Annotated in this window: 16 protein-coding genes; 14 read left to right on the plus strand and 2 right to left on the minus strand. The window is 71.5% G+C overall.

Features of this window, described 5'->3' with window-relative positions:
* Nucleotides 1-70: 70 nt before the first annotated feature.
* On the minus strand, nucleotides 71-4,225 hold the full coding sequence (locus HGA03_RS12870; RefSeq protein WP_168630692.1) for a S8 family serine peptidase: 4,155 nt from the start codon (nucleotides 4,223-4,225) through the stop codon (nucleotides 71-73).
* A gap of 408 nt (nucleotides 4,226-4,633) precedes the next feature.
* Here HGA03_RS12870 and HGA03_RS12875 point away from each other — a divergent pair, with 408 nt between their 5' ends.
* From HGA03_RS12875 to rplL, 9 genes are all read left to right on the plus strand, one after another.
* Nucleotides 4,634-5,845: a M15 family metallopeptidase gene (locus tag HGA03_RS12875; RefSeq protein ID WP_168630693.1), complete on the plus strand. Its 1,212-nt coding sequence runs from the start codon at nucleotides 4,634-4,636 to the stop codon at nucleotides 5,843-5,845.
* Nucleotides 5,846-5,929: 84 nt separating this feature from the next.
* Nucleotides 5,930-6,370: an OsmC family peroxiredoxin gene (locus HGA03_RS12880; RefSeq protein WP_168630694.1), complete on the plus strand. Its 441-nt coding sequence runs from the start codon at nucleotides 5,930-5,932 to the stop codon at nucleotides 6,368-6,370.
* Nucleotides 6,371-6,430: 60 nt separating this feature from the next.
* Entirely contained in the window at nucleotides 6,431-6,658 is a 228-nt protein-coding gene (locus tag HGA03_RS12885; protein WP_168630695.1) for a FeoA family protein, read from the plus strand.
* Nucleotides 6,655-8,556 carry a ferrous iron transport protein B gene (feoB, locus tag HGA03_RS12890; protein ID WP_168630696.1) on the plus strand — a complete coding sequence of 634 codons (1,902 nt, stop codon included), beginning with the start codon at nucleotides 6,655-6,657 and terminating at the stop codon, nucleotides 8,554-8,556. The genes HGA03_RS12885 and feoB overlap by 4 nt, the downstream gene beginning before the upstream one ends.
* Nucleotides 8,557-8,563: 7 nt before the next feature.
* Nucleotides 8,564-8,788: a hypothetical protein gene (locus tag HGA03_RS12895; protein ID WP_168630697.1), complete on the plus strand. Its 225-nt coding sequence runs from the start codon at nucleotides 8,564-8,566 to the stop codon at nucleotides 8,786-8,788.
* Between the two features lie 120 nt (nucleotides 8,789-8,908).
* Nucleotides 8,909-11,728: an FAD-binding and (Fe-S)-binding domain-containing protein gene (locus HGA03_RS12900; RefSeq protein WP_168630800.1), complete on the plus strand. Its 2,820-nt coding sequence runs from the start codon at nucleotides 8,909-8,911 to the stop codon at nucleotides 11,726-11,728.
* 5 nt (nucleotides 11,729-11,733) lie between these two features.
* Nucleotides 11,734-12,258: a GNAT family N-acetyltransferase gene (locus tag HGA03_RS12905; RefSeq protein ID WP_168630698.1), complete on the plus strand. Its 525-nt coding sequence runs from the start codon at nucleotides 11,734-11,736 to the stop codon at nucleotides 12,256-12,258.
* A 227-nt stretch (nucleotides 12,259-12,485) separates the two neighbouring features.
* Nucleotides 12,486-13,013 (plus strand): 50S ribosomal protein L10, encoded by a 528-nt coding sequence (rplJ, locus tag HGA03_RS12910; protein WP_168630699.1) that lies wholly within the window; start codon nucleotides 12,486-12,488, stop codon nucleotides 13,011-13,013.
* Between the two features lie 81 nt (nucleotides 13,014-13,094).
* Nucleotides 13,095-13,484, plus strand: a complete 390-nt coding sequence (rplL, locus tag HGA03_RS12915; RefSeq protein WP_168630700.1) for a 50S ribosomal protein L7/L12 — start codon at nucleotides 13,095-13,097, stop codon at nucleotides 13,482-13,484.
* A gap of 86 nt (nucleotides 13,485-13,570) precedes the next feature.
* Here the strand turns inward: rplL and HGA03_RS12920 are convergent, their stop codons facing one another.
* Nucleotides 13,571-14,218, minus strand: a complete 648-nt coding sequence (locus HGA03_RS12920; protein ID WP_168630701.1) for a DUF2625 family protein — start codon at nucleotides 14,216-14,218, stop codon at nucleotides 13,571-13,573.
* A 261-nt stretch (nucleotides 14,219-14,479) separates the two neighbouring features.
* Here HGA03_RS12920 and rpoB point away from each other — a divergent pair, with 261 nt between their 5' ends.
* The 5 genes from rpoB to fusA all read left to right on the plus strand — a co-directional run bounded on the left by rpoB (nucleotide 14,480) and on the right by fusA (nucleotide 25,315).
* Entirely contained in the window at nucleotides 14,480-17,986 is a 3,507-nt protein-coding gene (gene rpoB / locus HGA03_RS12925; protein ID WP_168630702.1) for a DNA-directed RNA polymerase subunit beta, read from the plus strand.
* Between the two features lie 118 nt (nucleotides 17,987-18,104).
* Complete coding sequence (locus HGA03_RS12930; RefSeq protein WP_168630703.1) at nucleotides 18,105-21,971, plus strand: DNA-directed RNA polymerase subunit beta'; 3,867 nt, start codon at nucleotides 18,105-18,107, stop codon at nucleotides 21,969-21,971.
* A gap of 355 nt (nucleotides 21,972-22,326) precedes the next feature.
* Complete coding sequence (gene rpsL, locus HGA03_RS12935) at nucleotides 22,327-22,695, plus strand: 30S ribosomal protein S12 (RefSeq protein ID WP_168630704.1); 369 nt, start codon at nucleotides 22,327-22,329, stop codon at nucleotides 22,693-22,695.
* A 4-nt stretch (nucleotides 22,696-22,699) separates the two neighbouring features.
* Nucleotides 22,700-23,170, plus strand: a complete 471-nt coding sequence (gene rpsG, locus HGA03_RS12940) for a 30S ribosomal protein S7 (protein WP_168630705.1) — start codon at nucleotides 22,700-22,702, stop codon at nucleotides 23,168-23,170.
* A 42-nt stretch (nucleotides 23,171-23,212) separates the two neighbouring features.
* Nucleotides 23,213-25,315, plus strand: coding sequence for an elongation factor G (gene fusA / locus HGA03_RS12945; protein ID WP_168630706.1), 2,103 nt, complete (start codon nucleotides 23,213-23,215; stop codon nucleotides 25,313-25,315).
* Nucleotides 25,316-25,399: the final 84 nt, after the last annotated feature.

A 25,399-nucleotide genomic window follows, 5' to 3' on the forward strand; every position in this document is an offset into this window, starting at 1 on the left:
CCGGCCCCGGACGACGCGAGGCCGGACCGGTATCGCACCGGCCCGGCCTCGCAGCTCATCGTCCCGCGGGTCAGCGCACCCGCAGCACCCCGATGGTCAGTGACGGGGTGTACCCGCCGTCACCGGTGTAGATCGCCGTCACCGTGGTGGTCCGGCTCACCGCGGGCAGGGTCACCTGGGCCGTGCCGTCGGTGAGTGCCACCGCGGGCAGTGCCCGCAGCCCGACCAGGATGGTCACCTTGCCGCCGGCCGCCGGGGCGCCCGCCGGGCCGGAGACCGTGACGGTCACCGTCGGGGTGGAGTCCTTGCCGACGGTCCAGCTGTCGGTGTCCAGGGTGACCCGCGGCACCACCGGGCTGACCCGGTAGGTGGCCTTCGCCGAGCTGGACGAGGCCACGTCGGCGCTGCCGGTGTAGACCGCGGTGATCTTGTGCGACCCGGACGTCAGGTCGCGGGGCAGCGCGATGGTGGCGGTGGCGGTGGTCCCGGTGCCGGCGACCAGCTCGCCGGTGGCCAGGACCGTGTTGCCCTCGCGCAGTTCGACGGTGCCGGCCGGGACGAGGGTCCGCCCGGTGACGGTGACCGTCGCGGAGACCTCGTCGCCGTAGCGGCCGGAGGACTTCGACAGTGCGAGGGTGGTGGTCGAGCCGTCGGCGGCGACGTCGACGGTCACCGGGCTGCTGGCCGACCCGGCGTACGCCCCGTTGTCCGGCACGAACTCGGCGACCAGGGTGTGCTTCCCGCCGCCCAGCCGGATCGTGGCCTGCGCCCGGCCCTCGGTCACCGGGGCGGTGGCCAGCTCGGTGTCGCCCTCCAGGAACCGGACGGTGCCGGTGGCGCCGGCCGGGGCGACGGTGGCGGTCAGCCGGATGTCCTGCCCGGCCTTCGGGTGCTTCGACACCGCCAGGGTGGTCCGGGTCTCGGTCGGGGCGGGCACCGTCACGTCCACCACCTGGGCCCGGGTGTCCGGGTCGGCGTTGTGGCTGTGCAGCACCAGCAGCCGGCCGTCACCGGCGGAGGCCGACCGGTGCACGGTGACCGAGGACTGGTCCGCGGCGGGGTACCACAGCGCGTCGGTCACCCCGGAGTCGAACCAGTACGGCGGGTCGAACGGGTCCACCGTGAACGGCTCCACCGCGTCCACCTGACCGGAGTCGTCGGCGGCGTAGGAGGAGGAGGTCCACACCCGGACGCTCGGCGTGTTGCCGGGCTCCAGGCCGAGGGCGGCGATCGACACCGGCGCGACCAGCACCGAGTTGTCGAAGACCGTGGTGTCCACGTCGCCGAAGTAGCCGTTGACCGCCTGCAGGTCCAGGACGTCGCCGGTGGCCAGGTCGAAGGTGGCGGCCACGGTCACGTCGGTGGCCGCCGACAGCTTCTGCACCACGGTGCGGAACTCCGGGCTGCCGTCCTGGTCGACATCCCAGTCGACCACCGGCCGGACCGCCTGGCCGAGGGTGGCCCACTCGCCCTGCACCGCGATGCCGATGCCCAGGTAGCCGTCCGCGGGGTCGCCGCCGGCCGCCGCCTGTTGTGGTGCGGTGGAGGCCCAGCCGGCCCAGCGCAGGTCACCGGAGGCGATCGCCGAGTCGGAGGTGACGAAGTCCGGGTCCTCGGGCAGGGCGTCGCTCTCGGCGCCGAGCACCAGCGGGGCGACCAGCGAGGTCCAGCCGCCGGAGTCGATCCCGCGGCCGGACAGCGTGATCGCGGCCTCGGTGGCACCGGCGTCCGGGAAGGACACGTCACCGGCGGTCAGCTCGCTGACCAGGCGGGGCGCGGCCTGCACCGGCACCCGCAGCTCACCGGTCGCACCGCCGGTCAGCACCAGCCGGCCGGACAGCGAGGCGACGTACTCGCGCGGTACCCCGCCCTGGGCGGTGGCCTGGGTCGGGTCGATCTCCCGCTCCAGGGTCGCCGGGTCGGCGGTCAGGGTCAGCGTGACCTCGGCCTGCCCGCCGGCCGGCACCTGCACGGTGGCCGGGGAGGTGGTGATGGTGGCGCCGCCGGTGGTGGTCGCCGCGACGAAGGAGGTGTCGTAGGAGACCGCCTCGCTGCCGGTGTTCTGCACGGTCACCGTCTTGCTGGCGGTGACCGTCTCGGCGCCGACGTCCACCACGCCGAAGGTCACCGACACCTGGTCGGGGTCGTCGGTGCCGTAGGCCAGCACCGGGTCGGCGACCGCGTTCACGGCGTCCACCCGGCCGGAACCGACCCGCTGCGGGCCGTAGGCGGTGCCGGACTGGTTCGCGCCGGTCCACACGTCGTGGGTGGCGGTGTTCATGATCGCGGCCTTCACCTGCGCCGGGGTCCACTCCGGGTGGGTGGCCCGGACCAGGGCGCCGATGCCCGCCACGTGCGGGGAGGACATCGAGGTGCCGGACAGCGAGTGCGCCGCCGCGCCGGTCCCGGAGGCGGCCGAGAAGATCAGCGTGCCCGGGGCGGCCACGTCGGGCTTGATGATGCCCAGCGAGCCGTGCGCCCCGCGGGACGAGCCGGGGTTGAGCGCGTCACCGGCCTCGTCGGCCTGGACGGTCGCCGCCAGCGACGGGCCGAGGTGCGCGACCACCCCGCCGGCCTGGATCGACGGCAGCAGCGCGTCGGTGGAGGCGGCGGTCAGCTGCGCACCGGGCAGGGTGGCGTTCCCGGCGATGCCGGCGCTGAACACGGTGTTCTCGGTGCCGATCAGCACGCCGACCGCGCCGGCGGCCTGGGCGTTGTTCCACCGGGCGGCCGAACCGCAGGCCCGGGTGGCGTCGTCGTCGTCCCACCACAGGTAGACGATCGTGCCGGCCACCGCGGGGTCGAGCGGCGCGCAGCCGTCCACCCCGTCACCGGCATAGGTCACCGGGGCGGTCACGTCGCCGCCGGTGTAGGAGATCGAGTTCTGCGCGGCGTACACCCCGGGGGTGGCACCGGCGGTGATCTCCACCCCGTCGTAGGTCTGCGGGCTGCCGACCGAGTTGGCCACGGTCAGCCCGGAGGCCGCGCTGCCCGGCGAACCACCGACGTCGGTGATGTCCGCCGAGTTGCCCGCGGACAGCACCGCCAGGGTGCCCAGATCGGAGAGCCGGTCGATCAGCAGGTTGTCCGGGTCGTCCGACGGCGTGGCCGAGGCGCCCAGCGACAGGTTGATCACGTCCAGGTGGTCGGAGAAGTCGCCGTCGCCGTCCGGGTCGGCCGCCCGGTCCAGCGCCAGGCCGGTCAGGTCGGTGGACCCGCCGATGTCGCCGAACACCTTCAGCGCGTAGATCCCGGCCTCCGGCGCCGACCCCGGTCCGACCTGCCAGTCGGACAGGTCGGTCAGCCCGGCGTAGTCCCCGTCGAAGGTGGTGCCGTCGGCCTGCACGCCGTAGCCGGCCGCGGTGCCCGCGACGTGGGTGCCGTGCCCGGAGTTGTCCGAGGTGTACACGCTGTCGATCGGGTTCTCGTCCGGCGTGGGGGTCTGGGTGGCGCCCGGCAGCTCGGACTCCGGGTCCGCGTCGTACAGCGGCCCGGCGAAGTCGTAGCCGCCCAGGTACTTGTCCGGGTCGAACAGCCCGTCCGGCACCGGTGCGGTGCCGTCCTCGCCGTAGGCCTGGGCGTAGGCCTCCTCGGTGCCCGGGCCGCCGAAGTCGGCGTGGGTGTAGTCCAGGCCGGTGTCGATCACGCCGATCCGGATGCCCTCGCCGGTCTGCCCGGTGTCCTGCCAGACCTGCAGCGCGCGGGTGAAGGCGTCGGTGCTGGAGTTGTCCGCGGTCTTGGTGGTCACCCGGTAGACGGCCACCACCTGGTCGTCGGCGGCCAGGTCGCGCACCTGTGCGGCGTCGCCGGTGACCAGGGTGCCGGACACCAGGTTGGCCAGGGTGGCGATCCGCTGCGGGGCGGCGGTGGCGGAGCGGGCGCCGGCCTGGGTCTGCGGCACCACCTGCTCGGCGACCTGCTCGACCTCCGCGGTCGCCTGCTGCACATCCGCGGAGCTGCCGCCGGACTCGGCGACGTCCAGGCCGGACGGGGTGTCGAGCTGGACGAAGGCGGTCACCGGGCCGTCGGCCTGCGTCAGATCGGCGCTGACCTTGCCGGCGAGCGGGTCGAGCGGGTCGTCCGGCGCGACCGGGTCACCGGCCGCGGTGGCACCCGGTGGACTGGCGGGGGCGGTCCCGGCCGCCGTGCTCGTGGCGGCCGAGGTAACCGTGAGGGTGAGCAGCGCGAGGGCCGATACGGCGGCGCGCAGGGGTCGACGGGACATCGTGCTCCGTTCTCCAGCGGAATCGAGCGGCCAGCCGTGATCGCAGTCACGATGGGTGCTGACTGTGCGTCAGAGTAGAGATGTCTGGGCGATTCGTCACCGTTCTGGTGGAATTTGGATCACCAGGCGGACGGCATCCGCTACTCAACGGGCTGCGGAGCCGCGCAACTTCGGGCGTCGACACCACTCCTTCGCATCGTGGTGACACCTGGTCCCCACAATGCCGAGCCTGGTCTGCCTAACCTCGTCGGCGTGGTCGACAACCTGCCCGGAACGCGGCGTTCGTCGCGCACCGGGTCGGACGAGTCGCCGGTGTGCGGCCCGGCCACGCCCTCCCCAGCGGTCCTGACCCGGCGCGACCTGCGCCTGGCGGGACCGTCCCTCCCTCAGCTCAACGAACAGCCGACCGTGGATCTGAACTCACCCTCCTCCCTGCCCTCCGCCGCCCCCCTCACCCGCCGTGCCCTGCGCGAGTCCGGCGACCTCACCCTCACCCGCTCCGAACGCCGCGAACGACGGCACCGCGATCACCCGTCCGGTGCCGGCCCTCGGGTCGGCGCGCGGGTCGCCAAGGGTGCGGTCGCGGTCGGACTGGCCTTCGGGGTCGGTGGCTTCACCGCTGCCGCCGAGCGCGGTGCCCAGGAGTCCCCGGAGGTGGTGGCCGAGCCCGTCACCCCGGTACTGACCCCGACCGCCCTCGCCGAGCGCCGGGACGCCGCCGGCCAGGCCTCCGCCGTCGCCGCCGAGGCGCAGCAGACCCGGAGTGCCGCCGAGGCCGCCGCGGTCTCCGCCGACAGCGTCGCCACCCTGGAGCGCGCGATCAACGAGCTGGGGATCATCCTCACCACCGCGCAGCAGACCCAGCCGGCGGTCACCCACCTCACCCCGGTCACCGAGACCGAGGACGTGCCGGTGGTGGTGCAGTCCTCCACCGCGGCCACCGAGGCGCTGACCACCGCACAGCCCGAGCCGTCCGGTTCGGCCTCCGAGGCCGCCGACGAGACCGAGACCGTCTCCGACCCGGCCGCCGCGCAGCTGCTGGACGCCACCGAGCGGGTGCGCACCCTGACCCAGCAGATCCAGGTGGTCACCGAGATCGCCGACCAGGCCGCGGCCGAGGAGGCGGCCCGGGTCGCCGCCGAGGAGGCCGCCCGGCAGGAGGCGGAGGCGCTCGCCGCCGCCCAGGCGGAGGCCGAGCGCCGCGCCGCCCAGGCCGCCTCGCTGGACGCCTACGAGAACGGCCGGATCCCGTCCGAGGCGCTGTGCGGGCTGGACTTCACCTCCGGCCAGCTGCGCTGTGACGCCGCCGAGGCGCTGAACGCGCTGAACCAGGCCTACCGCGCAGAGTTCGGCACCGACATGATCGTGTCGGACACCTACCGCTCCTACGCCGCGCAGGTTGCCTGCGTCGCGGCCAAGGGTGCGCTGTGCGCCACGCCGGGCACCTCGAACCACGGCAACGGCACCGCGGTGGACCTGGGCGGCAAGCTGTCCAGCTTCGGCACCACCCAGCACGGCTGGCTGCTGGAGCACGCGCAGGAGTACGGCTGGGACCTGCCGTCCTGGGCCCGGGCGAACGGGTCGAAGCCGGAGCCGTGGCACTGGGAGTTCACCGCCTGACCAGCGGGTGCGGTCCCGGGCGGGGCGACCTAGCGTGAGTGCGGCGGCCGGTCGGCCGCCACCGTCCCACCGTGAGGAGCACTCATGCCCACCCGTACCGCCCGCACCGCCTGGAACGGCTCCCTGAACGAGGGGTCGGGCCAGGTCGAGCTGACCAGCTCCGGCGTCGGCACCTACGACGTCTCCTTCCCCAAGCGCGCCGCCGACGACGCCCAGGGCACCACCAGCCCCGAGGAGCTGATCGCCGCCGCGCACACCTCGTGCTACGCGATGCAGCTGTCCGCCCTGATCGGCGAGGCCGGCGGCACCCCGGTGGCACTGCACGTGAGCGCCGATGTCACCCTGGGCCCGGACTCCGCGGACGGCGGGTTCCGGATCAGCGGGATCGCCCTGACCGTGCGCGGTGAGGTCGACGGCCTGGACGAGGCGGGCTTCCTGCAGGCCGCGCAGGCCGCGAAGGCCACCTGCCCGGTGTCCAAGGCGCTCACCGGCACCGAGATCACCCTGGACGCCGCACTCGACTGAGCCGATCCCGGGACCTGGGTCCCATGAGGAAAGGCTGTCCTCAGTTCTAGCGTCGGGGCCATGGACCTCGCGCAGCTCGCACCGATGACGGACGGGCGGGTCGTCGACGTCGGCCTGCCCGTCCCACAGCGGAGGCGGCTGGCCGAGCTCGGCCTGCGACCGGGTGCCGTGCTGCGGGTGACCCAGCGGGCGGCCTTCGGCGGCCGGGTGGTCGCCCTCGGCGCCGAGCGGTTCGCGGTGGACGCGGCCACCTGCGCCCGGGTCGAGGTCGGCCCGGTGACCGGGTGAGCTGCCACGAGCCCGCGCCCTCCCCGCGGGCTGGCGCCGGCCTCGCGCAGCAGCCGCTGGTCGCCCTGGTCGGCAGCCCGAATGTCGGCAAGTCCACCCTGTTCAACGCGCTCACCGGCGCCCGGCAGCGGGTGATGAACGCCCCGGGCACCACCGTCGAGTTGCAGACCGGCACCTGGCGACACGGCCGCGACCGGCTGCGCCTGCTCGACCTGCCCGGCACCTACTCGCTGCTCGCACGCTCCCCGGACGAGCAGGTCACCGCGGACGCGGTCGCCGGCACCGGCAGCCTCGGGGTGCCCGACCTGGTGCTGGTGCTGGTGGACGCCACCGCGCCGTCCCGCTCGCTCTACCTGCTCGGCCAGGTCGCCCGGACCGGTGCGCCGCTGTTGGCCGTGCTCACCATGAACGACGTGGCCCGCACCCGGGGCGTGGCCGTCGACCCCGGCGCACTGTCCGCCGTGCTCGGCATCCCGGTGCTGGCGACCGACCCCCGGGCCGGCACCGGGCTGGACGACCTCGGCGCCGCCGTCCAGCACGCGCTGGCCGAGGGCGTGCCGCCGGTGCGCGGCCTCGACCCCGGCGCCGACGACGAGCAGGTCTTCGACTGGGCGGACGCGACCGTCCGCGCGCTCGGCACCGACCGCACCCCCCGCCGGACCCGCAGCGACCGGGTGGACCGGGTGCTGCTCGACCCGCGGGCCGGGGTGCCGGTGTTCCTGGCCGTGATGTGGGCAATGTTCCAGCTCACCACCACGGTCGTCGGCCCGCTGATCGACGCGGTGGACTCCGCGATCAACGGCACCCTGGCGGACTGGGTCTCCGGCTGGCTGCCCGGGCCGCCACTGGTGCACGCGCTGGTGATCGACGGCGTGCTGGTCGGGGTGGGCACGGTCCTGTCCTTCGCCCCGCTGATGGCGCTGGTGTTCCTGGCCTTCGCGCTGCTGGAGGACTCCGGCTACCTGGCCCGGGCGGCCTTCGTCGCCGACCGGGCGATGCGGGCGATCGGACTGGACGGCCGGGCGATGCTGCCGCTGGTGATCGGCTTCGGCTGCAACCTGCCCGCGCTGTCCGCCGCCCGCACCCTGCCGCACGCCCGCAGCCGGCTGATGACCGGGCTGCTGATCCCGTACACCGCCTGCCCGGCCCGGCTGTGGGTGTTCATCCTGTTCGCCGGGGTGTTCTTCCCGGACCACGCCGGCACGGTGATCTTCGCGTTGTACTGCGCCTCGATCGCGCTGGTGGTGCTCGGGGGCCTGGTGCTGCGCCGGGTGCTGTTCCGCGACCTGGAGCGTGAGCCGCTGGTGCTCGCCCTGCCCGCCTACCAGCGGCCCCGGCCGACGGCGCTGCTGATCTCGGTCTGGACCCGGGTGCGCTCGTTCGTGATCAAGGCCGGCACGGTGATCGTCTCGACGCTGGTGGTGGTCAGCGTGCTGCAGGCGGTGCCGGTGACCGGGTCGCACCGGGTCGGCGAGGTGCCGGTCGAGGACAGCGCCTTCGGGGCGGTGGCGACCGCGATCGCGCCGGTGTTCGCCCCGGCCGGCTTCGACGACTGGCGGATGTCCGCGGCGCTGGTCACCGGCTTCGTCGCGAAGGAGGTGGTGGTCGGCTCGCTGGCGCAGTCGTACCACGTCGCCGAACCCGAGGACGCGGCCGAGGCCGGCGGTCTGGGCGAGCAGATCCACGCCACCCTGGAGCGGACCTCCGGCGGGCACGGATCGGCGGCGGCCCTGGCGTTCATGCTGTTCGTGCTGGCCTACACCCCCTGCCTGGCGACCGTCGGCGAACAGCGGCGGCTGTACGGCGGGCGCTGGACCGGCGGCGCGGTGCTGACCCAGCTCGCGGTGGCCTGGTTGCTCGCGGTGGCCGTGTTCCAGCTCGGCCGGGCGTTCTGGTGAGCGCGCGATGAGCCTGCTGCACGCGGTGCTGGACGAGTCCCGCCGGGGGCTGCGGCCGGAGGCGATCGCACTCCGGCTGGGCGTGGACCGGGAGCTGGTGGCGGCGGCGCTGGACCACTGGGTGCGGGTGGGGGAGGCGACCACGGTCACCGCACTCGGCCTCGGCTGCGCCGGCTGTGCCCCGGTGGCCGGCTGCGCGAGCTGCCCGGTGCTGCAGTCCCGGCCGCACTGATCCGCCGACCGGCAGGTGGACCGTCCCACCCACGGGCACCGGCGGGGTGGAACACTGGCCGCCGTGTCCGCTGCCACGACCACCGCCGCCACGGAGCTGACCCACGCGCTGCGCACCGTGATGCGCGGAGCGGTCGACGACTCCACCCGCCGCCGCGCCGAGTACAGCACCGACGCCTCCAACTACCGGGTGGTGCCGCAGGTGGTGGCCTTCCCCCGGGACGTCGACGACGCGCTCGCGGCCCTGGAGACCGCTCGCGGGCTCGGGGTCCCGGTGACCTCCCGCGGCGGCGGCACCTCGGTGGCCGGCAATGCGGTCGGCACCGGCCTGGTGCTCGACTGGTCCCGGCACGTGAACCGGGTGCACGCCATCGACCCGGAGGCCGGCACGGCCCGGATCGACCCGGGCGTGGTGATGGCCGCGCTGCAACGCCAGGCCGCCTCGCACGGACTGCGGTTCGGCCCCGACCCGTCCACCCAGGCCCGGGCGACCCTGGGCGGGATGATCGGCAACAACGCCTGCGGGCCGCGGGCGGTGGCCTACGGCCGGACCGCGGACAACGTGCTGGAGCTGGACGTGGTGGACGGCCGCGGCCGCCGGTTCACCGCCGGGAAGGGACTGGACCCGGTGCCCGGCCTGGACGCCCTGGTCGGCGGCGAGCTGGAACTGCTGCGCACCGAGCTCGGCCGGTTCGGCCGCCAGGTCTCCGGCTACTCGCTGGAACACCTGCTGCCCGAGCGCGGCGCCGACCTGGCCAAGGCGCTGGTCGGCACCGAGGGCACCGTGGTGACGCTGCTCGGCGCCACCGTCCGCCTGGTGCCGATCGCCGCGTCCCCGGTGCTGGTGGTGCTCGGGTACCCGGACATGCCCAGCGCGGCCGACGCGGTGCCCGCGCTGCTGGCGCACGGGCCGCTGGCGATCGAGGGGATGGACGCCCGGCTGGTCGACGTGGTCCGCCGGGTGAAGGGCGCCACGGCCGTCCCGCCGCTGCCCGAGGGTGCCGGCTGGCTGATGGTCGAGGTCGGCGGCGCGGATCTGGACGAGGCGATGGCCCGGGCCGGTGCGCTGGCCGCCGACGCCGGGACCGCCGCGGTGGGCATCTTCCCGCCCGGGCCGCAGGCGGCGGCGATGTGGCGGATCCGGGAGGACGGCGCCGGGCTGGGCGGCCGCACCCCGTCGGGTGCCCAGGCGTGGCCCGGCTTCGAGGACTCGGCCGTTCCGCCGGAGAAGCTGGGCGGTTACCTGCGCGAGCTGGAGGCCCTGATGGCCCGGCACCGGGTGGACGGGCTGGCCTACGGGCACTTCGGCGACGGCTGCCTGCACCTGCGGCTGGACGTGCCGATGGAACGCGGCGGGCAGCCGCTGCGCGAGTTCATGACCGACGCCGCCCACCTGGTCGCCGCGCACGGCGGGTCGATGTCCGGCGAGCACGGGGACGGCCGCGCCCGCTCCGAGCTGCTGCCGGTGATGTACTCCGAGCGCGCGATCCGGGTGTTCGAGGCGTTCAAGGACCTGCTCGACCCGGACGACCTGCTCAACCCCGGGGTGCTGGTCCGGCCCCGCCCCCTGGATGCCGACCTGCGCCGCCCGCACGCCCGCCCGCTGCCGGCCGCCTCCGGATTCTCCTTCGCCCACGACGCCGGGGACTTCACCACCGCGGTGCACCGCTGCGTCGGGGTGGGCAAGTGCCGGGCCGACTCCACCGCCACCGGCGGCTTCATGTGCCCGTCCTACCTGGCCACCCGGGACGAGAAGGACTCCACCCGCGGCCGGGCCCGGGTGCTGCAGGAGATGGCCAACGGTTCGCTGGTCTCCCGCGGCTGGTCCTCGCCGGAGGTGCACCAGGCGCTGGACCTGTGCCTGTCCTGCAAGGCGTGCTCCTCGGACTGCCCGGCCGGGGTGGACATGGCGCAGTACAAGGCCGAGGTGCTGCACCGTACCTACCGGCGCCGGCTGCGCCCGGTCAACCACTACGTCCTGGGCTGGTTGCCGCGCTGGTCCCGGCTGGTCACCGGCGTGCCCGGCCTGGCCCGGCTGGCGAACGCCGCCCTGGGTATCCGGCCGCTGGCCAAGGCGGTGCTGCGGGTCGGCGGGATGGACACCCGGCGGCAGATGGTCTCCTTCGCCCCGACCCCGTTCCGCGCCGCGGTCCGGCGTGGCCGGGTCGAGGTCAGCTCCGGACAGGGCACCTCCACCCGGCCCCCGGTGCTGCTCTGGACCGACTCGTTCAGCGACTCCCTGGCCCCGAGCGTCCCGGCCGCCGCGGTCCGGGTGCTCCGGGCGGCCGGCTACGAGGTGATCGTCCCGGACCACGACGCCTGCTGCGGCCTGACCTGGATCTCCACCGGCCAGCTGGACGGCGCCCGCGACCGGCTGCGGCATCTGCTGGAGGTGCTCGGCCCCTACGCGGTGAACGGCATCCCGATCGTCGGCCTGGAGCCGTCCTGCACCGCGGTGCTCCGCTCGGACCTGCTCGACCTGCTGCCGGACGACCCACGCGCGGTGGCGGTCTCCCGGGCCACGCACACCCTGGCCGAACTGCTCACCGCCCCGGCGCCGGTCGGCCCGGGGGACCGGTGGCAGCTGCCGGACCTGTCCGCGGTCACCGCCGTGGTCCAGCCGCACTGCCACCACCACGCGGTGATGTCCTACACCGCCGACCGCGGCCTGCTCACCGAGGCCGGCGCCACCTTCTCCACCCTGGCGGGCTGCTGTGGCCTGGCCGGCAACTTCGGGATGGAGCGCGGCCACTACGAGGTGTCGGTGCAGGTCGCCGAGAACGCCCTGCTGCCCGCCCTGCGCGCGGCCGCCCCCGGCGACGTCCTGCTGGCGGACGGCTTCTCCTGCCGGACCCAGGCCGATCAGCTGGCCGGCGTGCGTGGCGTCCACCTGGCCGAACTGCTCGCCGAGCACCTACCCGGCGCAGGCGTGACACGCTAGGGGACATGACCTTCGGCGGATCGGGCGACCTCACCGTCCGCCTGTTCCGCGACGACGATGCCGGCCCGCTCACCGCGATGCTGCACCGGGCCTACGCCGACCTGGCCGCCGGCGGACTGAACTACACCGCGGCGACCCAGGACGAGGCGACCACCCGGCACCGCGCCCGTGGCGGCCGGTGCTGGGTGGTCGAGTGCGCCGGGGCGCCGGTGGCGACCCTGACCATCTCCGTCCCGCCGGGTCGGGGCATCCGCGCCCTGACCCCGATCGCCCGCGAACCCGGCCGCGCCTGGCTGAACCAGCTCGCGGTCGCCCCGGAGCACCGGGGCCGGGGGCTGGCCCGCGCACTGTGGGCCGAGGGCCTGGCCTGGGCTCGCGAGCAGGGCGTCACCGCGATCGGCGCCGACACCGCGATCAGCGCCGATCGCCTGGTCGGGATGTACGGCCGCTGGGGCTTCGAGCACGTCGACACCGTGCACTGGGCGGGCAAGACCTACGACTCCGCGGTGCTGCTGCGCCGGGCGATTTGAGTCCGGGCCCCCGATCTGCCTAGACTTCACGCGCCCAAGACCGCAGGTCGCTGGTCGCCGTTCACGGTGACCGCCCGAAGTCCCGCTCCGGCGGAGGCCCGCGCAGGTGAAGGATTCGATGGTCGCACGCCCCGGCGTGCGCGGTGCGAGCCCCGACCTGCGTCGGGGCTCTTCTCATGTGCGGGATCGACGGTGACCCGCGGCACCACCATCGGAAGGATTGCCACATGGCGAGGCCGGACAAGGCAGCCGCCGTCGCAGAGCTCACGGAGCAGTTCCGTGACGCGAACGCGGCCGTGCTGACCGAGTACCGCGGGCTCTCCGTCGCCCAGCTCAAGCAGCTGCGGCGGTCGCTCGGCGGCAACGCAACCTACGCCGTGGTGAAGAACACGCTGACCGCGATCGCGGCCAAGGAAGCCGGTATCGAGGGTATCGCCGACGGTCTCAAGGGCCCGTCCGCCATCGCCTTCGTCTCCGGTGACCCGGTCGAGGCCGCCAAGGGTCTGCGTGACTTCGCCAAGGCGAACCCCGCGCTGGTCATCAAGGGCGGTGTCCTCGACGGACGCGCCCTGACCGCCGAGGAGATCACCAAGCTCGCGGACCTCGAGTCCCGTGAGGTCCTGCTGGCCAAGGCGGCCGGTGCCATGAAGGCCAAGATGTTCCAGGCCGCGTACATGTTCACCGCCCCCGCCGCACAGGCCGTGCGCACCGTCGAGGCCCTCCGCGTCAAGCAGGAGTCCGAGACCGCAGCCTGAGCCACCGGGCTTCGGCGCATCACCACTACTCTCCCGCCGGTCGGCGTGACCGACGGGAACCGAACGGAAGGAACCGCCATCATGGCGAAGCTCAGCACCGAGGAGCTCATCGAGCAGTTCAAGGGCCTGACCCTGATCGAGCTCTCCGACTTCGTGAAGGCCTTCGAGGAGGTCTTCGAGGTCACCGCTGCCGCGCCGGCCGCCGTGGCCGTCGCCGCCCCCGCCGGTGGTGCCGGTGAGGCCGCCGCCGAGGAGGAGAAGGACGAGTTCGACGTCATCCTCGAGTCGGCCGGCTCCGGCAAGATCGCCGTCATCAAGGAGGTGCGCGGTCTGACCTCCCTCGGTCTGAAGGAGGCCAAGGACCTCGTCGACGGTGCCCCCAAGCCGGTCCTGGAGGCCGTCAACAAGGAGACCGCGGAGAAGGCCAAGGCTGCCCTGGAGGGCGCCGGCGCCACCGTCACCCTCAAGTGACCCGCGCCCGGGTCACCCGCTGACCCGGAGCTCTTCGTACGAGGCCCGTCCCGCACTGCGCGGGGCGGGCCTCGTCGTGTGCCCGGTCAGAGCTGGGCGCCGGCCTGCGCGTAGAACCCCAGCAGCTCGGTCAGCGGCACCGCACGCCGGGCCACGGCGGCGACGTCGCGGCCCTCGGCGGTGAACGGCGGCGGCCACAGCGACAGACCCTGGTCGAGCGACAGGGCCGCGACCTCCGCCTGCCAGCCCGGCCAGCGCAGCGACGCGAAGGGCTCGGCGAGTGCCCCGGTCAGCACCGCCTGGACGAAGGCGCCGTGACCGCCACCCAGTCCGCCCCAGGCCAGCGAGTCCGGGCCGAAGTAGCAGACCTCGCCCGGTGCCACCCCGAGCCCACCGCCGTCCACGGCGAAGGTCCCGCCCAGGGCGTCGTAGCCGACCACCACGGCACCCGGCAGGTCCACGCCGGCGGCGACCAGATCCGGCAGCCCTGCCGTCCCGCCGCCGAGCAGCCGGAACCAGCCGGAGTCGGCGACCAGCCCGCCGCAGTGCCACGCCAGTGCGCCGAGCGGCGACCGGGTGCTGACCCGCAACTCCGCGAGGGTGTGTGCCGCCCGCTCCGGGTCGGCGGGCAGCACGGTGACCGGGGTGGGGGACTGTGCCGCCCAGTCCTGGATCAGCGGCCAGGCGTCGTCGGGGTCGATCAGGTGCCGGATGCCGGCGGTGGGGTCGGCCATCCGGCGAGGCTAGCCGGACGGCTCGCCCGCGACCCGGATCCGGCGTGCCGGGGTGACAGCCCGCGTCGGTCGCGTCTATCCTCTTCTTGACCTCCGGACTGGCGTCGGCTACGCTAGCGCTTTGCGCTGGCCTGTGCCCGCGACACCAGATAACCCGGGACCACCGACATCGTCATGATCGATGCACGGGGTCATCGAGGCGGGGTGTCGGGGAACGCCGGGTCAGCCGCAGGGAACTCGATCTGCTGGGAAGGACCCCTCTTGGCTGCCTCGCGCACCCCTACTTCCATCTCCGAAGCCATCGCGAACCGTACGGCTTCCCGCCGTCTCTCCTTCGCCCGGATCGACGAGCCGCTGGAGGTCCCCAACCTCCTCGGCCTGCAGACCGAGAGCTTCGACTGGCTCCTCGGCAACGAGCGGTGGCAGGCGCGGGTCGCCGCCGCCCTCGAGGCCGGCCGCCAGGACGTCCCGGAGACCGCCGGTCTGGAGGAGATCTTCGAGGAGATCTCCCCGATCGAGGACTTCGGCGGGACCATGTCCCTCTCCTTCCGTGAGCACCGCTTCGAGCCGCCGAAGTACACGGCCGAGGAGTGCAAGGAGAAGGACTTCACCTACGCCGCGCCGCTGTTCGTCACCGCGGAGTTCGTGAACTACACCACCGGCGAGATCAAGTCGCAGACCGTCTTCATGGGTGACTTCCCGCTCATGAGCGACCGCGGCACCTTCATCATCAACGGCACCGAGCGTGTCGTGGTGTCCCAGCTCGTGCGCTCCCCGGGCGTCTACTTCGAGCGGACCCCGGACAAGACCTCCGACAAGGACATCTTCTCGGTCAAGGTCATCCCGAGCCGTGGCGCCTGGCTCGAGTTCGAGATCGACAAGCGCGACAACGTCGGCGTCCGCGTCGACCGCAAGCGCAAGCAGAACGCCACCGTGCTGCTCAAGGCCCTCGGCATGACCGAGTCGGAGATCCGCGAGGAGTTCGCGCAGTTCCCGGCCGTCATCGACACCCTGGAGAAGGACCACGTCCAGACCCAGGACGAGGCGCTGCTCGACCTGTACCGCAAGATCCGCCCGGGCGAGCCGCCCACGGTGGAGGCCGGTCGCGCGCTGATCGAGAACTTCTACTTCAACCCCAAGCGCTACGACCTGGCGAAGGTCGGCCGCTACAAGCTGAACAAGAAGCTCGGCATCGACGTGCCGCTGGCGGACTCGGTGCTGTCCAAGGACGACATCGTCGCCGCGATCAAGTACATGGCCGCGCTGCACGCCGACGTGGCGACCCTGCCGGGCACCCGCAACGGTGAGCCGGTGGAGATCCGGGTCGAGACCGACGACATCGACCACTTCGGCAACCGCCGGATCCGCGCGGTGGGCGAGCTGATCCAGAACCAGGTCCGCACCGGCCTGTCCCGGATGGAGCGCGTGGTCCGCGAGCGGATGACCACCCAGGACGTCGAGGCGATCACGCCGCAGACCCTGATCAACATCCGCCCGGTCGTGGCCTCCATCAAGGAGTTCTTCGGCACCTCGCAGCTGTCGCAGTTCATGGACCAGAACAACCCGCTGGCCGGCCTGACGCACAAGCGGCGTCTGTCCGCGCTGGGCCCGGGTGGTCTGTCCCGTGACCGCGCCGGCATGGAGGTCCGTGACGTCCACCCGTCGCACTACGGCCGGATGTGCCCGATCGAGACCCCTGAGGGTCCGAACATCGGTCTGATCGGCTCGCTGGCGACCTTCGCCCGGATCAACCCGTTCGGCTTCGTCGAGACCCCGTACCGCAAGGTCGAGCACGGTCAGATCACCGACGAGGTGCACTACCTGACCGCCGACGACGAGGACCGCTTCGTCATCGCGCAGGCCAACGCCGTGATCGACGCGAACGGCAAGTTCGTCGACGAGACCGTGCTGGTCCGGGTCAAGGGTGGCGACACCGAGGACGTGCCGGCCGACATCGTCGACTACATCGACGTGTCCCCGCGCCAGATGGTGTCCGTCGGTACCGCGCTGATCCCGTTCCTGGAGCACGACGACGCCAACCGCGCGCTGATGGGCGCGAACATGCAGCGCCAGGCGGTGCCGCTGGTCCGTTCCGAGGCGCCGCTGGTCGGCACCGGCATGGAGTGGCGTGCCGCGGTCGACGCCGGTGACGTCATCGTCGCGACCAAGGCCGGTGTGGTCACCGAGGTGTCCGCCGACCTGATCACCGTCGCCAACGACGACGCGACCACCAGCACCTACCGGGTGGCGAAGTTCCGCCGCTCGAACCAGGGCACCTCCTACAACCAGCGCGTGCTGGTGGACCAGGGCGCCCGGGTCGAGGTCGGTTCGGTGCTGGCGGACGGTCCGGCGACCGACGAGGGCGAGCTCGCCCTGGGCCGCAACCTGCTGGTGGCGTTCATGTCCTGGGAGGGTCACAACTACGAGGACGCGATCATCCTGTCGCAGCGCCTCGTCCAGGACGACGTGCTGTCCTCGATCCACATCGAGGAGCACGAGGTCGACGCCCGCGACACCAAGCTCGGCCCGGAGGAGATCACCCGGGACATCCCGAACGTCTCCGAGGACGTCCTGGCCGACCTGGACGAGCGCGGCATCATCCGGATCGGTGCCGAGGTCTCGGCCGGTGACGTGCTGGTCGGCAAGGTGACCCCCAAGGGTGAGACCGAGCTGACCCCGGAGGAGCGCCTGCTGCGCGCCATCTTCGGTGAGAAGGCCCGTGAGGTCCGCGACACCTCGCTGAAGGTGCCGCACGGCGAGTCCGGCACCGTGATCGAGGTCCGTACCTTCAACCGTGAGGACGGCGACGAGCTGCCCGCCGGGGTGAACGAGCTGGTGCGCGTGTACATCGCCCAGCGCCGCAAGATCACCGACGGCGACAAGCTGGCCGGCCGTCACGGCAACAAGGGCGTCATCTCCAAGATCCTGCCGGTCGAGGACATGCCATTCCTGCCGGACGGCACCCCGGTGGACATCATCCTGAACCCGATGGGTGTCCCCGGCCGGATGAACGTCGGCCAGGTGCTGGAGGTCCACCTCGGGTGGATCGCCAAGCAGGGCTGGGACGTGAAGCTGGCCGAGGGTGACCTGGAGTGGATCGACCAGGTGCCGGAGATCGCGAAGGCGTCGACCCCGGGCAACCCGGTGGCGACCCCGGTGTTCGACGGTGTGCCGGAGGAGACCCTGACCGGTCTGCTCGGCTCCACGCTGCCGAACCGCGACGGCGAGCGGATGGTCGGCTCCAACGGCAAGGCCCGGCTGTTCGACGGCCGCTCCGGCGAGCCGTTCCCGGAGCCGGTGTCGGTGGGCTACATGTACATCCTGAAGCTGCACCACCTGGTCGACGACAAGATCCACGCCCGGTCCACCGGTCCGTACTCGATGATCACGCAGCAGCCGCTGGGTGGTAAGGCGCAGTTCGGTGGCCAGCGCTTCGGTGAGATGGAGGTGTGGGCCCTGGAGGCGTACGGCGCTGCGTACACCCTGCAGGAGCTGCTCACCATCAAGTCGGACGACATCCCCGGCCGCGTGAAGGTGTACGAGGCGATCGTCAAGGGCGAGAACATCCCGGACTCGGGGATCCCGGAGTCGTTCAAGGTGCTGCTCAAGGAGATGCAGTCCCTGTGCCTGAACGTCGAGGTGCTGTCCAGCGACGGCGTCTCGATCGACATGCGCGAGAACGACGACGAGGTGTACCGGGCCGCGGAGGAGCTGGGCATCGACCTGTCCCGCCGCCCGAACGCCGCGAGCTCCGTCGACGAGATCTGACGCCGAGCCCCGTCGGGCCGGACCCCACCCGGGCCGGCCCGACGGGCGCCGACACACCGACTTTGAGATTCCTCCGGTCGGGGACACCCCCACCGGAACGCGAAGGAAGTAGGACCCCTTGCTCGACGTCAACGTCTTCGACGAGCTGCGTATCGGCCTGGCCACCGCCGACGACATCCGTGCCTGGTCGCACGGCGAGGTCAAGAAGCCCGAGACCATCAACTACCGGACCCTGAAGCCGGAGAAGGATGGTCTGTTCTGCGAGAAGATCTTCGGTCCCACCCGGGACTGGGAGTGCTACTGCGGCAAGTACAAGCGCGTGCGCTTCAAGGGCATCATCTGTGAGCGCTGCGGCGTCGAGGTGACCCGCTCGAAGGTCCGCCGTGAGCGGATGGGCCACATCGAGCTGGCCGCCCCGGTCACCCACATCTGGTTCTTCAAGGGTGTGCCGTCCCGCCTCGGCTACCTGCTCGACCTGGCTCCGAAGGACCTGGAGAAGGTCATCTACTTCGCGGCCTACATGATCACGTGGGTCGACGAGGAGGGTCGCCAGGAGGACCTCCCGAACCTCCAGAACGAGATCGACCTGGAGCGCAAGGAGATCGCGGACCGCCGCGACAACGACATCAACACCCGCGCCGCCAAGCTCGAGGCCGACCTGGCCGAGCTGGAGGCCGAGGGCGCCAAGGCCGACGCGCGCCGCAAGGTGCGTGACTCGGCCGAGCGCGAGATGGCCCAGCTGCGCAAGCGTGCCGACGCGGAGATCGACCGCCTCGACACCATCTGGGACCGGTTCAAGAACCTCAAGGTCGCCGACCTCGAGGGCGACGAGCTGCTCTACCGCGCCCTGCAGGACCGGTACGGCAACTACTTCGAGGGCTCGATGGGCGCCGCGGCGATCCAGAAGCGCCTGGAGAACTTCGACCTGGAGGCCGAGGCCGAGTCGCTGCGCGAGACCATCCGCACCGGCAAGGGCCAGCGCAAGACCCGTGCCCTCAAGCGCCTGAAGGTCGTCAACGCCTTCCTCACCACCACCAACTCGCCCACCGGCATGGTGCTGGACGCGGTCCCGGTCATCCCGCCGGACCTGCGCCCGATGGTGCAGCTGGACGGTGGCCGGTTCGCGACCTCCGACCTGAACGACCTGTACCGCCGCGTGATCAACCGGAACAACCGCCTCAAGCGGCTGCTCGACCTGGGCGCGCCGGAGATCATCGTCAACAACGAGAAGCGGATGCTCCAGGAGGCCGTCGACTCGCTGTTCGACAACGGCCGCCGTGGTCGTCCGGTCACCGGCCCGGGCAACCGGCCGCTGAAGTCGATCTCCGACATGCTCAAGGGCAAGCAGGGCCGGTTCCGCCAGAACCTGCTGGGCAAGCGCGTGGACTACTCGGGCCGTTCGGTCATCGTGGTCGGCCCGCAGCTCAAGCTGCACCAGTGCGGTCTGCCCAAGCAGATGGCGCTGGAGCTGTTCAAGCCGTTCGTGATGAAGCGCCTGGTCGACCTGAACCACGCGCAGAACATCAAGTCGGCCAAGCGGATGGTCGAGCGCGCCCGCCCGGTGGTGTGGGACGTGCTGGAAGAGGTCATCACCGAGCACCCGGTGCTGCTGAACCGTGCGCCCACCCTGCACCGCCTCGGCATCCAGGCCTTCGAGCCGCAGCTGGTCGAGGGCAAGGCCATCCACCTGCACCCGCTGGTCTGCGCGGCGTTCAACGCGGACTTCGACGGTGACCAGATGGCCGTGCACCTGCCGCTGTCCGCGGAGGCGCAGGCCGAGGCCCGCATCCTGATGCTGTCCTCGAACAACATCCTCAAGCCGTCGGACGGCCGTCCGGTGACCATGCCCTCGCAGGACATGATCATCGGCCTGTTCCACCTGACCTCCGACAAGGAGGACGCCCTGGGCGCCGGTCGTGCCTTCGGCTCGGTCTCCGAGGCGATCATGGCCTTCGACCAGGGCAGCCTGGACCTGAACGCCGTGGTCAAGATCCGGATGGACGGTCTGGTCTTCGGTGAGGAGGGTGCACCCGAGGGCTTCGTCGAGGGTCAGCCCTTCCTGTTCGAGACCTCGCTCGGCCGGGCACTGTTCAACGAGCTGCTGCCGGTGGACTACCCGTACGAGAACGGCGTCGTCGACAAGAAGCGCCTCTCGGTCATCGTCAACGACCTGGCCGAGCGGTACCCGAAGGTCGAGGTGGCCGCCTCGCTGGACGCCCTGAAGGAGGCCGGCTTCCGCTGGGCCACCCGCTCGGGCGTGACCATCGCGATCTCCGACGTGGCGGCCCCGGCCGGCAAGACGGAGATCCTGGCCGAGCACGAGGCCCGTGCCGCCAAGGTCCAGGGCCAGTACGACAAGGGTCTGATCACCGACGACGAGCGCCGTCAGGAGCTCATCGAGATCTGGACCCAGGCCACCGACAAGGTCGCCAAGGCGATGCAGGAGAACTTCTCCGCCCGGAACACCGTGTTCCGGATGGTGGGTTCCGGTGCCCGTGGTAACTGGATGCAGGTCCGTCAGATCGCCGGTATGCGTGGTCTGGTGGCCAACCCGAAGGGCGAGATCATCCCGCGCCCGATCAAGTCCAACTACCGCGAGGGCCTGTCGGTCCTGGAGTACTTCATCGCGACGCACGGTGCCCGTAAGGGTCTGGCGGACACCGCACTGCGGACCGCCGACTCGGGCTACCTGACCCGTCGTCTGGTGGACGTGTCCCAGGACGTCATCGTCCGCGAGGAGGACTGCGGCACCGAGCGCGGCCTGACCCTGCCGATCGGGGTCAAGGTGGGTGACGGCTTCCGTCGTCACGACAAGGTCGAGACCTCGGTCTACGCCCGCACCCTGGCCACCGACGTGGAGCTGGACGGCGAGATCGTCGGCCGGGCCGGTGAGGACGTCGGCGACGTCATGCTGGACCGCCTGATCGCGGCCGGCGTCACCGAGATCAAGGTCCGCTCCGTGCTCACCTGTGAGTCGCGAGTCGGCACCTGCGCCAAGTGCTACGGCCGCTCCCTGGCCACCGGCAAGCTGGTGGACATCGGCGAGGCCGTCGGCATCATCGCGGCGCAGTCCATCGGTGAGCCCGGTACCCAGCTGACCATGCGTACCTTCCACACCGGTGGTGTCGCCTCCGCGGAGGACATCACCCAGGGTCTGCCGCGTGTGCAGGAGCTGTTCGAGGCCCGTACCCCCAAGGGTGAGAGCCCGATCGCGGAGTTCTCCGGCCGGATCGCCATCGACGAGGCCGACCGCACGCGCAAGATCATCCTGACCCCGGACGACGGCTCGGAGGAGATCGCCTACCCGATCACCAAGCGGTCCCGGCTGCTGGTGAACGACGGCGACCACGTCGAGGTCGGCACCCAGCTGGTCCAGGGTGCGGTGGACCCGAAGAAGGTCCTGCGCATCCTCGGCCCCCGCGCCACCCAGAAGCACCTGGTGGACGAGGTCCAGGAGGTCTACCGCTCCCAGGGTGTGGACATCCACGACAAGCACATCGAGGTCATCGTGCGGCAGATGCTGCGGCGCGTGACCGTGCTGGACTCCGGCGACTCCGACCTGCTCCCCGGCGAGCTGGCCGAGCGTGGCCGGTTCGAGGACGCCAACCGCAAGGCCGTGGCGGAGGGTGGCCACCCGGCCTCCGGCCGTCCGGAGCTGATGGGGATCACGAAGGCGTCGCTGGCCACCGACTCGTGGCTGTCGGCGGCGTCCTTCCAGGAGACGACCCGCGTCCTCACCGAGGCCGCGATGTCGGGCCGCTCCGACCCGCTGCTGGGCCTGAAGGAGAACGTGATCCTCGGCAAGCTGATCCCCGCCGGCACCGGGCTGCCCCGGTACGCCGACGTGGTGGTCGAGCCCACCGAGGAGGCGAAGGCGGAGCTGTACCCGTCCTTCGGCTACGACGAGATCGACTTCCCCGCCCTGGGCCTCGGCTCGGGCGAGGCGATCCCGCTCGAGGACATCGACTTCGGCGACTTCCGCTGATCCCGGTGTCCTGACCGCCCCGCGGTGACGAGGGGCCTCCACCCACTGGGGTGGGGGCCCCTCGTCCGTGCCCGCGGTCACGCTCGGAACGCTTTGATTCTCAGGTCCCGCGCGGGTAACGTAGGACACCGTGCCCGCGCCGTCGGGCTCTCGCGCGCGCTCGCGCAGCCGAGGTGGTTCCCGCAGGGGAGCGACCCCGGGTGTGGGGCCCCGGACGACACGCCCGGGCGCGGGGGCCGGAGCGGGACGCAAGACCTCCGGGGTAGCTGCACGACGGGCAGCGATCCGGGACGAGCCGGCCGTCCAGGGTGACGGGTGCCGGTCAGACCAGACTCATCAACAAGACGGAGACGTAGTGCCTACGATCCAGCAGCTGGTCCGCAAGGGCCGGCAGGCGAAGACCAAGAAGTCGAGCACGCCTGCTCTCAAGAGCTCCCCGCAGCGCCGGGGCGTGTGCACCCGCGTGTACACCACCACCCCGCGTAAGCCGAACTCTGCCCTCCGGAAGGTCGCCCGTGTGCGCCTCTCGACCGGCATCGAGGTCACCGCGTACATCCCCGGCGAGGGCCACAACCTGCAGGAGCACTCGATCGTGCTCGTGCGCGGCGGCGGCGTGAAGGACCTGCCCGGTGTCCGCTACCAGATCATCCGTGGTGCCCTGGACGCTCAGGGCGTGAAGAACCGTAAGCAGGCGCGTAGCCGCTACGGCGCGAAGAAGGGCTGAACCGATGCCTCGTAAGGGTCCGGCCCCCCGTCGGCCGCTGATCGTCGACCCGGTCTACGGGTCCCCGGTCGTCACGCAGCTCATCAACAAGGTGCTCCTGGACGGCAAGAAGTCCGTCGCGGAGGCCATCGTCTACAGCGCCCTCGAGGGTGTGCGCGAGAAGACCCAGTCCGACCCGGTGGTCGTGCTGAAGCGCGCGCTGGACAACGTCCGGCCGTCGCTGGAGGTCCGCTCCCGCCGCGTCGGTGGCGCCACCTACCAGGTCCCGGTCGAGGTCCGCCCGGTCCGCCAGACCACTCTGGCGCTGCGCTGGCTGACCGACTTCTCCCGCGCCCGTCGCGAGAAGACCATGACCGAGCGCCTGATGAACGAGATCCTCGACGCCTCCAACGGCCTGGGTGCCGCGGTGAAGCGTCGCGAGGACATGCACAAGATGGCCGAGTCCAACAAGGCGTTCGCCCACTACCGCTGGTAATCCCAGCGGCTGAGCGAGCTCGATAATCGAGGGGCTGAACCTGTGGCACTGGACGTGCTGACGGACCTCAACAAGGTCCGCAACATCGGCATCATGGCGCACATCGATGCCGGCAAGACCACCACCACCGAGCGGATCCTGTTCTACACCGGGGTCAACTACAAGATCGGTGAGACGCACGACGGCGCGTCGACGATGGACTGGATGGAGCAGGAGCAGGAGCGCGGCATCACGATCACGTCGGCCGCGACGACCTGTTACTGGAAGAACAACCAGATCAACATCATCGACACCCCGGGCCACGTGGACTTCACGGTCGAGGTGGAGCGTTCGCTCCGCGTCCTCGACGGTGCGGTCGCGGTGTTCGACGGCAAGGAGGGCGTGGAGCCCCAGTCGGAGACCGTGTGGCGGCAGGCGGACAAGTACGACGTCCCGCGCATCTGCTTCGTCAACAAGATGGACAAGCTCGGTGCGGACTTCTACTTCACCGTGCAGACCATCAAGGACCGTCTCAAGGCCAAGCCGCTGGTCATCCAGCTGCCGATCGGCTCCGAGAACGACTTCATCGGTGTGGTCGACCTGATCGAGCAGCGTGCTCTGGTCTGGCGCGGCGAGACCGCGATGGGCGAGAAGTACGAGATCGAGGAGATCCCGGCCGACCTGCAGGAGAAGGCGGAGCAGTACCGCGCCGAGCTCCTGGAGTCCGTCGCCGAGGCCGACGAGGAGCTGCTCGAGAAGTACCTCGGCGGCGAGGAGCTGTCGGTCGAGGAGATCAAGTCCGGCATCCGCAAGCTGGTCATCGCCACCGAGGCCTTCCCGGTCCTGTGTGGTTCGGCGTTCAAGAACAAGGGCGTGCAGCCCATGCTCGACGCCGTGATCGACTACCTGCCGACCCCGCTGGACGTGCCGGCCGTGGACGGTCACGACCCCAAGGACGAGGAGAAGGTGCTCCAGCGTCACCCCGACGCCTCCGAGCCGTTCTCCGCGCTGGCCTTCAAGGTCGCCGTGCACCCGTTCTTCGGCCGCCTGACCTACGTCCGGGTGTACTCCGGCAAGGTCTCGCAGGGCGACATGGTCCTCAACGCGACCAAGGGCAAGAAGGAGCGCATCGGGAAGCTCTTCCAGATGCACTCCAACAAGGAGAACCCGGTCGACTCGGCGAGCGCCGGTCACATCTACGCGTTCATCGGCCTCAAGGACACCACCACCGGTGACACCCTGTGCGCCCAGGACGCGCCGATCGTGCTCGAGTCGATGACCTTCCCCGAGCCCGTGATCGACGTGGCCATCGAGCCGAAGACCAAGGGCGACCAGGAGAAGCTCTCCACCGCCATCCAGAAGCTGTCCGAGGAGGACCCGACCTTCCGGGTCCGCCTGGACGAGGAGACCGGCCAGACCGTCATCGGCGGCATGGGCGAGCTCCACCTGGACGTGCTGGTCGACCGGATGCGCCGCGAGTTCAAGGTCGAGGCCAACGTCGGTAAGCCCCAGGTGGCCTACCGCGAGACCATCCGCCGCAAGGTGGACAAGATCGACTACACGCACAAGAAGCAGACCGGTGGTTCCGGCCAGTTCGCGAAGGTGCAGATGTCCTTCGAGCCGCTGGTGTCGGAGGAGGGCGAGCTCTACCAGTTCGAGAACGCCGTCACCGGTGGTCGTATCCCCCGTGAGTACATCCCGTCCGTCGACGCTGGTATCCAGTCGGCGATGGAGCAGGGTGTGCTGGCCGGCTTCCCGCTGGTCGGGGTCAAGGCGACCCTGCTCGACGGTGCCTACCACGACGTCGACTCCTCGGAGATGGCGTTCAAGATCGCGGGTTCCATGGTCCTGAAGGAGGCGGCCCGCAAGGCGGACCCCGCGCTCCTGGAGCCGATCATGGCCGTCGAGGTGCGTACGCCCGAGGAGTACATGGGCGACGTCATCGGCGACATCAACTCGCGTCGCGGCATGATCCAGTCCATGGAGGACGCGACGGGCGTGAAGGTGATCCGCGCCCAGGTGCCGCTCTCGGAGATGTTCGGGTACGTCGGGGACCTGCGGTCGAAGACCCAGGGCCGCGCCGTGTACTCGATGCAGTTCGACAGCTACGCCGAGGTTCCTCGGAATGTTGCCGACGAGATCATCAAGAAGACCCGGGGCGAGTAGTCCCACCGGTCGTCACCACCATCAACAACCCGACCAGTAGGACCGTTCGTCGGCGGGGTAACCCACCTCGCCTCGACCGGCAAT

It is taken from the genome of Cellulomonas denverensis, assembly GCF_012396125.1.
GTDB lineage: Bacteria > Actinomycetota > Actinomycetes > Actinomycetales > Cellulomonadaceae > Cellulomonas > Cellulomonas denverensis.